The following is a 10,290-nucleotide window of genomic DNA, read 5'->3' as shown; positions in this document are numbered from 1 at the left end:
GCCCGCCGGACGCGTCCGGCGGGCGGGCCGCACGGAAGGGGGTGCACGGCGTCTCGGGCGCACCGACGCGCGCCCGGTGGCGGAACGAGGGTTGACTGCGAACCCGGGGCAGAGGCTTGCGCATTCGGGCCGCGAACAAGAATCCTGCTGTTGTTCACCCTTAAGCACAAGAAAAGACGTCTTCGCGACAGATAAGTGAGCCTTAACTCCGTGCAGAGACTCGATCCCCGTTTGCTCGCCACCCTCGAAGCCGTCGTGCGCCACGGCTCCTTCAACGCCGCCGCACGCGAGTTGGGCTACAGCGCTCCCGCGGTCTCGCAGCAGATCGCCGAACTCGAACGCCGCACGGGGCTCAGAGTGCTCGAACGCCGCCCCGTGCGCGCCACCGCGGCCGGCGAAGTCCTCCTCGACGCCGAACAGGGGGTCCGGAGCGCGTTGGCAGCCGCAGCCATGGAACTCGACGCCATGCGCGCGGGTACCGCCGGACGGATCCGGCTCGGCGCCTTCGCCTCCGCTGCCACCAGCATCGTCCCGCAAGCGCTGGCACAGCTTCACACGACGTACCCCCAGGTCCAGGTCAGCCTCTCCCAAGTGGAGCCCGAGGCCGGCTACAGCCGGCTCAAGCGGGGCGACATGGACCTGGCCCTGAGCTACGACTACGACTTCATCCCCATGCCCCCGCCCCGGACGCTACACAGGACCCTGATCGCACGGGACCCGGTCGTGGCGGTGGTCCCGGCAGACCACCACCTCGCCGCCCGGGACGTCATCGACCTGGCCAGCCTCGCGTCCGAGACGTGGATCGCCGCTCCGGAGGCCGCGCTGCGCCTGGAACTGCTCGCCCAGATCGCCAAGACGCCCGGCTTCCAGGCCCGCCTGGAGTACGAGGGCGACGACTTCAACACCGTGCTCGGCTTCGTGGCCGCGGGCCTGTGCGTCGCCGTCATGCCGCAGCTGGCCCTCCCCCGCAGCATCAGCCGGGTCGTGGCACGCCCGCTGGCCGAACCGGAGTTGACCCGCTTCATCTACGCCGTCCGCATCGACACCCGGCACGCGCCGCGGGCCCTTCTGGCTCTGGAAGAGATGCTCACGGCGCAGGCGCTGGCTCCCGTTGCCTGAGGTGGACGGCACCCGTACCGCGTGCCGAGTCCCGCGGTGGCCTCCCGCTACTCCGGCGAGAGGCCCTGGTCGGCGGTGAGGCGATCCCGCCACTCGGCGACGGCGGCGGGAGACATCGCCGCCAGCCGGGCGATCGCTTCGTCGTCCCGCCCGTCGCTCCAGCTGAGGACCCGGGTCAGGATCGTGTTCCGGACCAGTCGGATCTCCTTGAGCACCTCATCGAGGCAGCTCCTCACCGGTGGCAACGAGCCTCTCGTCGACCGCCACTCGCTCCCCGGCCGCTGTTCCCACAGGCAGGGCACAAGGCCGGTGAGGAGCACGCTCAACACACAGTCGGTGGCGGCGGCGAGACTCGCACCCACGACCTTGGCGGCGTCCCAGCTGCTTCGTCCGGCCTCGCTGCCCCGGAGCCGGAGCCGGGCTTCGACCGGTGTGCGGTCGCCGCAAGCGGCCGCGCGGTAGGCGTACAGGGCCGCACCGTGGCCGTAGAAGGTATGACCAGCCACCGTCCTGGCGAGCTGCCCCAGCTCACCGCCACCATGGCCGCCGCCGTCACCGCCGGCCAAGGCACGCACCGGCCGCCCTGGCTCGCAGGAACGAAGGCATCCCGCGGTCGGGCGGACGATGCTCCGAGCGGCGCAGCCGTCGTGCCGTGCCGGGTGGTTCGGTAGCACGCTGGTGGCAGGGCGGTCCGGCCGTGAACCCCGAGCACGGCCGGCCCCCTGACGGCTCCATGCCCCGATCCCACCTGAGAGGCCTCAATGGCGATCTTGATGAAGACCGAGCTTCCCGGCACCACCACGGACCAGTACGACGCCCTGAACAGCAGGCTCCAGGCCCTGCCCGGCGATACCTTCGCGGGCTGCATCTCCCACGCCTGCGTGGCGACCGGCACCGGACTCGAGATCTACGACCTGTGGGAGTCGCGGGAGGCCATGCAGACCTTCATGGGCATCGTGATGCCGATCGCCCAGGACATGGGCCTGCCTCCGGGCACCGAGCCCGAGATCCACCAGACGCACGCCCACTGGACCCCGTAGGACAACCTCAGGGGCCGGGAGCGGAGGCGCGTCCGGAGCCGTGACGGCGGTGCAGCAGGAGAATCGGTGCGCCGGTGCGCGCCGCAAACCCCCCGCGGCGCGCGCACCGGGGAATCCGGCCCCGGCCGGCAGCCGTGGGGTCCTGACGCGAACCGGTCCCGCAGGTGACCTTCATGTCCGCCGGTGGCGAGACGCACATCCCGGTCGTCACGCGGCGGACATCACCACCAGCGGTTCGGCCGCACCCGGTGCAAGGCGGTCCGGCCGTGCCAGCACGACCGGCCGGCGACCGAAACCCTGTGGCACACAATCCGGCGGCCCGTGTCGCTTTCAACGGCGTGTCTGTGCAGTCCGCCGGGTCCTTGTCGACGTTCGAGGGGTGGAACTGCCGGACACCGAGATCAAGCTGTTCGGCGCACCCTGGTTGTTGGCGTACGCCTCCCGCCGCACCACCGTCCGTCCCGCTTGTTGCCACCGATGACCTCGAACGCGTCGGTGGGGAACTGAGACCCGCGGTCACGCAGGCCCGAGGTCCTGCAGCTGTGGCACCTGCCGGACCTCGCCCGTGCCCGGCTCGACCGTGAACCGGGTCCGCATCGGGCCGTCGCCCCGGCGGGAGAGGAGGGTGAGTTCGGTGCCTCCGAGGTGGTGCCCAGGCGGGCGGGCAGTAGGGGCGCGAGCCCGCGCGGGTCCCGGGTCCGCCCCAGGACAGGTGGGGTGTGAAGTCGTCCGCCCGACCCCGGCAGCGGGGGAAACGCTCCACCAGCGAGCCGTGGAGCGCCTGCCACGGGCCGGGCCGCCACCCGCCGGGTCGAGCCAGACCGTGGCATCGTGGCGGTGGGGGAAGTGGCGCACCCCGCGCAGACGCGCGGTGAACGGGGCGTGCTCGGCCGCGACCGCGCCCAGCAGCGGGAGGGCGGGCCCTGACTGGGAGTTTCGTCCCTGATTCCGAGGCTCATGTTCCTCGCCAGGTCGGGGTGCTCTCGCCGGTGAGTCGGCGGGTCATGAGGTTGATCATCGCGACGTGGACCATGGCTTCGGAGCGGGCCGGGAGGGCTTCGTAGTCGCGGGCCAGGCGCCGGTGGTGCATGAGCCAGCCGAAGCTGCGCTCGACGACCCAGCGGCGGGGCTGGACGACGAAACCCCTGGTCGCCGGGGTCGCGGCGGACGATCTCGACGTCGATGCCCAAGGTAGCGCCGTGCTCGATGACGGTGTTCTTGTAACCCATGTCGGCCCAGGCCTTGCGAATGGTCGGATGGTCGGCGGCGACCGCGGTCAGCAACTGCTTGCCGGCGGTGCCGTCCTGCACGCTCGCGTGCGATGTGTGTGGACAGGCGATGAGAGGTGAGGGGCCCCGACGCGCCGGCGCGGCCGGTACGCCTACACCGCTCCCCCGAGCCGCTGGTAGAGCACGTGCCGGGACCGTCGGGCACGGGTGACGAGCCCGGCCCGGTGGAGGATCTGCAGGTGGTAGGAGACGGTGGCCGGACTCAGGTAGAGCCGCTGGGCGATCTCCGTCGTGGAACGCGGTTGGCTCAGCTCGGCCAGGAGCTTCCGCCGCATCGCCCCGATCAGCGGGTGGTCCTGGGCGGGCGGGAGACAGTCGACCTGCGCGGCGGGATAGACGATGAGCGGAGTGCGCGGCGCCGGCGTCCCGGGCGGTTCCCCGGCGCAGAAGAGGGCCCGGTCGACGAAGACGCTCGGCGTGAGGATCACCGCTTCCGCGTCCAGCGTCAGCCGGTGGATGCTGTCCGTGCGGAGGTGGACGAGCAGTTCGCCGTCGCGCCATTCCAGGTTCGGGGCCAGCCGGTTGAGGGCCTCGGCGAGCCCGTACTGGGCGATCTCGGAGGCCCGGGCGGTGACGTCGGCTTCCAGTCGGGCGCGGATGGCCGGCCACGAGGGCTGCAGTGCCGCGTGCCAGAACCGCGCCATCTCGTCGGCGAGTCGGTGCGCGAAGTGGTCCTCCCCCCGGTCGAGGGCCCGCAGGAGCTGCCGCGGCGCCGGGTGGCCGGAACCGGGGTCCCAGGAGTGGCCGTTGACGGCCCCGGCCAGCTCGTAGCGGATCCGTTCCTGCGGGGTCGTCGCGATCTGGTGCAGCGCGGTGTCGATGTCGGTCAGGAAGGCCGGGGGTTCCGGCCGCAGGAAGTCCGGGGCGTAACCGAGGGAGCCTCCCGCGCCGACCACGGCCAGCAGCCCCAGCCGGTGCCGGGTCAGTGCGTCCGTGGCCCTGGTCCGCCAGGGCGGGGTCAGGGTGCCTGGGCTGAAGCCGACGAGGCGGAGCAGGTCCTTGGCCGAGCCCACCGGTGAGACCGCGAACCTCACGCCCCCCAGCCCCCGGGCGCCCAGGCGGATCCGGATCACACGCGTTCCCCCTTCGCCAGTCCCTTCGAAAGAAATCGAATCATTCGACCGGTCAATCGGCGTGCCGTTTCCTGGATTCACCGCACAGACCGGCCCCGAAAGGAATCCAGGACCCGTGATCGTTCACAAGAAGCTGGCCGCCGTCGCGACCGCCGTGGCAGCCCTCACCGTCGCCGCCACCGGCGCGGCATCCGCCCAGGCCGCCGAGCCCGCCGCCCACCACGTGGCCTGGGAGCAGGGCCAGGCGCCCGGCGCCCGGGCGGGCTCCCTCACCTCGGGCATCTACGTCCGGATCTACAGCCTGTACCAGGCGACCCCGGGCCAGTGCCTGGACGCCGACGCCACCGCCGGCGGCAACGGCACCAAGGTCCAGGTGTGGGGGTGCAACGGCACCACCCAGCAGGAGTGGCTGCTGTCCACCGACGGCAGCCTGCGGAGCGCGCGGTTCCCTGGCATGTGCCTGGACGCCGACACCAACGGCGGCGGCGCCAACGGCACCCGGGTGCAACTGTGGCAGTGCAACGGCACCACCCAGCAGCAGTGGTACCACCCCTCCGGGGACCTGGCCATCTACAACGTCCGCTTCAACAACGGCAACAACACCGTGCTGGACCGCGACACCAACGTCCCCGGCAACGGCGCCCAGGCCCAGCTGTGGGGCAAGAACTTCCAGTCCCAGCAGTGGTGGGACATCCGGACCGCGTGACGCCTCCGACGCCGTCGGCGCCGGTGCCCGGTGAACAGCACGTCTTGACACGGAGGGAACACGCATGACTGCAGCGGCACGTACCCGGAGGAAGCTCAGCGCGGGGGCCGTGGGGCTCGCCGCCGCGATCGCGTTCGCGGCGGGGGTGACGCCGGCCTCGGCGTCGGCACCAACCGCGATCGCGTCCCCCTCGCTCAAGGACGGGGAGATCGTGGAGCTCTGGAACTACAACAGCCAGCACTGCCTGTCGGTCGGCGCCGGGAGCACGGCGGGCGGGGCCGGGATCATCCAGTGGTCCTGTCACGGCGGCGCCGAGCAGTACTGGGGCCTCTACCCCATGCCGAACTCCGGCGGCGGCTACGAGGTCGTGAACAAGAACAGCGGCAAGTGCCTGGCCGATCCGGCGAGTTCGCCGAACGCCGGCGTCCAGCTGATCCAGTACGGCTGCGACAAGGGGGCAGAGCAGACCTGGTATTTCGACCGGAACCCGGACACGGGCTTCGCCCAGATGCGGAACCGGGCGAGCGGCCTGTGCGCCGCGGTCGGCGCTTCGAGCACGACGCCGGGCGCCCCGGTCGTCCAGTGGACCTGCTACGGCGGCGCCGAGCAGCGGTGGACGACCTCCGCCTGACCGCCGGCCGGCCGGCGTCTCGCGGCTTCTCCCTCACGAAGCCGCGAGACGACCCGCCGGGGCCGCGCCCCTCGCCCTCCCCGGGCGAGGGGCCCACCGGTTCCCGCACGGTCGCGCGCGCCGACCGGATCGCGGAGTCGGTGCCCTCCCAGCCTCCACACCGCCGCCTTCTCATGCCGGCCTGAGGCCGTTCGAGGTGTCGGCGACAGGCCGCGGGGCGGGCGCCATGCCGTCGGCCAGGCCCCGCAGATGGTGGACCGCGTCGTCCCGGCCCTGGCCGTACCAGTACGGGCCGGCGAGGGCCGTCGGATTGTGCGGGACGGCATCCGACGGGTCCGCCGCCCGGCGCCAGGAGCCTGCCAGCGCCGCCCGCATCCGATCAAACTCCTCCACCACCACCGCCGTGTCCACCCCCGCCAACAGCTCCGGAGCTGCCTCAGCAGCGAGGCCGGGTGCAGCCGGCTGACGGCCAGGCGTGCCCGGCGGGTGGTCTCCGTCTCCTCGCGCCAGTCGGTGCCGGCCGAGTACCCACGGTCCGCACCGAAAACCCGGCTCCGGTCAGCCAGCACCGGCGCATTGCCCTGATTCGCAGCGTCATGACCAGCGACGTGCCCGATCCGTCCAGCCTCGTGACAGCCCGAGAAGGCCCGACCGCGAGGCCTCGCGCTGGTTGGCCACCCAAAGCTCCACCTGGTCAGCGGAGTCCGTGACGGACTGGTTCGTGGTGTCGATCAGGTGGGTGGACCATCGTCGGTCACTGGCGGTCCAGTCGGTCCAGCGGTCCCAGGCCATCTCGGGCCAGCTGCCGTCGGTGATGACGTTCTGCCGGTACCGGGGGTCCTGGGCGTGCGCACGGTGCCAATCGGCCCAGCCGAGAAAGGCTTCGACAGCCGGGGTGTCCCATCGGCCCGGATCGCGTTCGGTGAGCCTGTGGCGCCGGATCTCGTCGGACACGTCGACCAGACACACCGCGATTCCCTCCAGCAGCGGTGCCGACGGAACGGCCAGGACCTCACCGAGCGGAGACTGGCCGGTCAGCAGCAGATCGAGTCCGCGCCGCTGGTACTCCAGCGCACGGCACACCCACATCTCGGTCGTGCGGTTCCGCCAGATCCGGTCCGCGTCGTCGGGAACACCGAGTTCGTCGAAGTCGTGCACGACGATCCCGCCGAGCCGTTCACCCAGAGTCCGGGCGATGGTGGTCTTCCCCGAGCAACTGGAACCCGTCAGTTTGAGCAGCACCCGGCCAGAGTGGCAGGTCGCCGCGGGACATTCCATGTGTTTCCCGGTGTTTCACGGCTCCGCACCGTCCTGCTCACAGCCATTCGTTGATGACCGCGACCAGGACCGTCGCCTCGTAGCGCACGGCAAGCTTGTCGTACCGGTCGCCATCGCGCGCTGCCGTTTCAGACGGTTGATCCCGCATTCCACCGCGTGGCGCACATTGGTGCCCTTGCCGGCCCCGAGGGTTCAGGTGAGGACGCGCGGACTGCAGCGGGCAAGAAGGCGCGAACCATGGTTACGCAGGATCACCAACGGACCGCGACGGCGAGTGAACTCAGATCACCAGATCACGGAGCCCTACCAGTACTGGACCTCAAGTAGCCGCACCCGCCGACCCGACCGACACCAGACCGGGCCAACACCCGGTGGTCGTGACCGCCGCCGTCTACAGCCGGCGGTCACGACCACCGACCCATTCGTGATCATGGTCTGTGGAAGCCCCCGTGCCTGACAGCTCTTGCAGCTCGGCACCCCACCCCGGGGCGGCCGGTCTCCGCGCGGTGAGACCCCGCCGGACCCTGGATCGCCGCGTCAACACTCTGGCCCTGTGCGAGGGCCTTGCATCACACGGCGACTGCGGACCGTAGAGGCCTGATCAGTCGGGCATCATCCCCAACTGCTTCATCATGGCCACGGCATCCCAGCTCCACCAGCCTTCCTTGGCCTTGCCCTCCTCAAAGCGCCAGACAGTCATTCCGGCGGACTCGATCATCTTGTTGCTGGCCGGCATGCCCATGAACTCGCCGATGTGCGTCCCGCGCCAGATCCACCGGGTGCACACCTGGTCGCCCTCGGCGATCTGGCTCTGGATGTCGAAGGCGAAGTCGAAGGCGCGGCGGTAGCGCTCGATCATCTCCTTGACGGCCGCCGGGCCAACGGTGTCGGCGTCCATCGACGGGTCGTGGTCGACGTAGTCGGGTGCGACCAGCTCGTCGATCGCGGTCATGTCCCCGTTCGACGGTTCGATCAGCATCCGGCGGGCTGCCTCCTTGAGGAGCTGCTCGTCGCGGACCAGATCCAGGTTGGTGAAGATCGGTGGCTCCTGGCACAAAGCCACCATCTCCTGGAAGATCCGGTCGGTCTCCGGCAAACCGGAATTGCGCATCGCCGCCTCGTACGAGGGGAACTCGACGATCTCCACGACATGCCGGGCATCCTCCCGATCGGCCCCGACCATGGTGTGGGTGGCGGTCCGCTTCCCCTCGGTCAATTCGATCCAGCTATCCATCAGCCGGTTGAGCTCGTCCGGCCGCTCGGTGCGGCACTCGACGATCTGGACAAAAGTCATCGTGAACCTCCTGGTCCCACGCTCGCCGGCGAACGCCACCGCGTCTGCCGATGCTGACTCCACTGTGCCCCGGACGGCGACACGCCGCGCTCCGGCGCTGCGAGGCGCGGCTGAGGCCGGTCTCCCACCCAGCGCGCCCGGCGATGATCGCGGCGTTCGTGCAGACTCGGGTGCTGGACGCGGAGCAGGCGGAGCTCCGGCGCAGCATGGTAGAGCTGCTCGCCTACTAGGCCGCCTTCGGGACGTGCGCCTGCCGTACGCCAATCAGGCGCCATCCGGGCACCGGCTCGGGGCACTGCCCACCGACCTCGGCCTGCTCGTCAACGGCCACGTCCCCGCTGACGAGACCGCCAAGCTGGTCCTCCAGCACCAGGTCCTGGTGAACTCCCACATGACCGGCCTCATCGCCGGCGGCTACTACGCCACCGAGGGCGTCGCCGTCGCCGAGACCGAGATCCTGCGGGACATCACCGACCGGTACGGCGAGCTGACCTGCGGGGCGGGCGGCGCGGCGTTGAAGAGCCTGGACTACTCCTACCGGCTCCACCTCGACGAGGGCCACGGGGCCGCGCAGGTCGGCGGCATGAGCGTGGAGGAGGCGCACATCGAGGGCCTGACCCGGTTCATCCGTCGGGGTGACCTGTACGGCCTCGACCTGCCGCAGGCCCTGGAGGGCTTCCTGCAGATCTTCAGCGCGATGGCACACTGGTGGACCCAACTCGCCAACCGTGCAAGGGAACTGAACTAGTGTCCGAGACTGTCGCCGCCGCCGGCTCCGGCCCCCAAGTCCGCAGCGGCGGCTGCCTGTGCGGGTGGATCCGCTTCACCGTCACCGGCCCGGTGGACGACCCGCACGTATGCAACTGCGCAGACTGCGCCAAACGCTCCGGCGCGCCGTTCATGTGGTGGGTCGGCTTCGCGACGGCCGGGCTGGAGTGGACCGGCGAGGGCGGCGAGCCGACCTGGTACGACACCTACCCCGGCAAGACCAGCCGCGGCTTCTGCGGGACGTGCGGCAGCCACATCGCCGCCCGCGACTACGGCGACGACACGATCATCGGCATCCTCGCCACCGCACTCGACCACTACGGCACCGACCCGGACCTGGTCCCCCCCAACCTCAACCGGGTCGCCGAGGCCGCCGACTGGCTCGCCCAGTGCGACACCCGGCCCGTCGTGGCCGGCTGAGATCCCGGACCCTGCGGGGCGGGCGCACCTGACAGCGCCCGCCCCGCAGGCCCACCACCACCGGGCCGTGCCGGGACCACCTCCACCCCGCTCCTGCCGCCACCGTCCTGACCGGCGAACTCCGCGACCTGGACGAACTGCTGGACCGCCCCGAGCTGCGCGGGCTGATCGATCTCTCGCAGCCGGCGGCCGTTCTGCTCCTCGCGGTCCTGCACTTCGTCGACGACGACCACGCCCGCGCCGCCGTGCGGGCGATCCACACCCGGCTCACCCCGGGAAGCCACCTGGGCGACTGTCCCAAAAAGGACCCCTGAAACTGCGGTGGTGGCGCCCACTTCGGCCGCCTGTACATCAGCGTAGGACGCGGCAACCCGGGTGTCGATCAGCCCCAGGCCTGGGGCGGGTGCTACTCCGGCAATCCAGCCGCGATGGAAGCACTGAGTGATACTGCAGCTCCAAACCGGTGGTCAACCACGGACCCCAGCTGCGATGCTGCCGGGGCGCGAACCGGGGAGGGGATCATCCAGTGGGCACACCGAAGTCCGTGGTCTTCGACAGGAAGAACCACCATCTCGTCCTACTGAACTTGATTGGGTGATGTCGGGGCTGTTCGCCTGACGGTGGGGCTGTGGATCCGGTAGCCCTGGGGCATGAGGTACGCGCAGGGCGGCG

General features: G+C 70.8%; 13 protein-coding genes and 2 pseudogenes. 8 read left to right on the top strand and 7 right to left on the bottom strand.

Annotated features, from left to right (window positions below; genetic code table 11):
- Positions 1 to 210: 210 nt before the first annotated feature.
- Positions 211 to 1,119: a LysR family transcriptional regulator gene (locus AB0J08_RS39790; protein WP_360644483.1), complete on the top strand. Its 909-nt coding sequence runs from the start codon at positions 211 to 213 to the stop codon at positions 1,117 to 1,119.
- Between the two features lie 47 nt (positions 1,120 to 1,166).
- On the opposite strand, the gene AB0J08_RS39785 is transcribed toward AB0J08_RS39790, so the two are convergent.
- A complete protein-coding gene (locus tag AB0J08_RS39785) occupies positions 1,167 to 1,694 on the bottom strand; it encodes a hypothetical protein (protein ID WP_360644480.1) in 528 nt (175 codons plus the stop codon).
- A gap of 186 nt (positions 1,695 to 1,880) precedes the next feature.
- Here AB0J08_RS39785 and AB0J08_RS39780 point away from each other — a divergent pair, with 186 nt between their 5' ends.
- On the top strand, positions 1,881 to 2,159 hold the full coding sequence (locus tag AB0J08_RS39780) for a hypothetical protein (RefSeq protein ID WP_360644477.1): 279 nt from the start codon (positions 1,881 to 1,883) through the stop codon (positions 2,157 to 2,159).
- Between the two features lie 516 nt (positions 2,160 to 2,675).
- Here AB0J08_RS39780 and AB0J08_RS39775 read toward each other — a convergent pair.
- The 3 genes and pseudogenes from AB0J08_RS39775 to AB0J08_RS39765 form a co-directional block, all read right to left on the bottom strand.
- Positions 2,676 to 3,065: a hypothetical protein gene (locus tag AB0J08_RS39775; RefSeq protein ID WP_360644486.1), complete on the bottom strand. Its 390-nt coding sequence runs from the start codon at positions 3,063 to 3,065 to the stop codon at positions 2,676 to 2,678.
- 49 nt (positions 3,066 to 3,114) lie between these two features.
- Positions 3,115 to 3,424, bottom strand: a pseudogene (locus AB0J08_RS39770) (transposase); the annotation flags it as partial.
- Between the two features lie 116 nt (positions 3,425 to 3,540).
- Complete coding sequence (locus AB0J08_RS39765) at positions 3,541 to 4,521, bottom strand: winged helix-turn-helix domain-containing protein (RefSeq protein WP_360644474.1); 981 nt, start codon at positions 4,519 to 4,521, stop codon at positions 3,541 to 3,543.
- A 115-nt stretch (positions 4,522 to 4,636) separates the two neighbouring features.
- Between AB0J08_RS39765 and AB0J08_RS39760 the strand changes: the two genes are divergently transcribed.
- A complete protein-coding gene (locus tag AB0J08_RS39760) occupies positions 4,637 to 5,227 on the top strand; it encodes a ricin-type beta-trefoil lectin domain protein (RefSeq protein WP_360644471.1) in 591 nt (196 codons plus the stop codon).
- Positions 5,228 to 5,291: 64 nt separating this feature from the next.
- Positions 5,292 to 5,858 carry an RICIN domain-containing protein gene (locus AB0J08_RS39755; RefSeq protein ID WP_360644468.1) on the top strand — a complete coding sequence of 189 codons (567 nt, stop codon included), beginning with the start codon at positions 5,292 to 5,294 and terminating at the stop codon, positions 5,856 to 5,858.
- 171 nt (positions 5,859 to 6,029) lie between these two features.
- On the opposite strand, the gene AB0J08_RS39750 is transcribed toward AB0J08_RS39755, so the two are convergent.
- The 3 genes from AB0J08_RS39750 to AB0J08_RS39740 form a co-directional block, all read right to left on the bottom strand.
- Positions 6,030 to 6,251, bottom strand: coding sequence for a hypothetical protein (locus AB0J08_RS39750; RefSeq protein ID WP_360644466.1), 222 nt, complete (start codon positions 6,249 to 6,251; stop codon positions 6,030 to 6,032).
- Between the two features lie 201 nt (positions 6,252 to 6,452).
- A complete protein-coding gene (locus tag AB0J08_RS39745) occupies positions 6,453 to 7,100 on the bottom strand; it encodes a hypothetical protein (protein ID WP_360644463.1) in 648 nt (215 codons plus the stop codon).
- A gap of 637 nt (positions 7,101 to 7,737) precedes the next feature.
- On the bottom strand, positions 7,738 to 8,430 hold the full coding sequence (locus tag AB0J08_RS39740; RefSeq protein ID WP_360644460.1) for an ester cyclase: 693 nt from the start codon (positions 8,428 to 8,430) through the stop codon (positions 7,738 to 7,740).
- A gap of 50 nt (positions 8,431 to 8,480) precedes the next feature.
- Between AB0J08_RS39740 and AB0J08_RS39735 the strand changes: the two genes are divergently transcribed.
- The 4 genes and pseudogenes from AB0J08_RS39735 to AB0J08_RS39720 all read left to right on the top strand — a co-directional run.
- Positions 8,481 to 8,660, top strand: coding sequence for a hypothetical protein (locus AB0J08_RS39735; protein WP_360644457.1), 180 nt, complete (start codon positions 8,481 to 8,483; stop codon positions 8,658 to 8,660).
- Between the two features lie 14 nt (positions 8,661 to 8,674).
- On the top strand, positions 8,675 to 9,178 hold the full coding sequence (locus AB0J08_RS39730; RefSeq protein ID WP_360644454.1) for a hypothetical protein: 504 nt from the start codon (positions 8,675 to 8,677) through the stop codon (positions 9,176 to 9,178).
- Positions 9,178 to 9,618, top strand: coding sequence for a GFA family protein (locus tag AB0J08_RS39725; protein WP_360644451.1), 441 nt, complete (start codon positions 9,178 to 9,180; stop codon positions 9,616 to 9,618). Before AB0J08_RS39730 ends, AB0J08_RS39725 begins: the two co-directional genes overlap by 1 nt.
- A gap of 98 nt (positions 9,619 to 9,716) precedes the next feature.
- A pseudogene (locus tag AB0J08_RS39720) lies at positions 9,717 to 9,932 on the top strand (SAM-dependent methyltransferase); the annotation flags it as partial.
- Positions 9,933 to 10,290 lie beyond the last annotated feature (358 nt).

Origin of the sequence: Kitasatospora sp. NPDC050463 (assembly GCF_040655255.1) — a bacterium.
Taxonomy (GTDB): Bacteria; Actinomycetota; Actinomycetes; order Streptomycetales; family Streptomycetaceae; genus Kitasatospora.
This window is presented reverse-complemented; position numbering and strand designations above follow the sequence as displayed.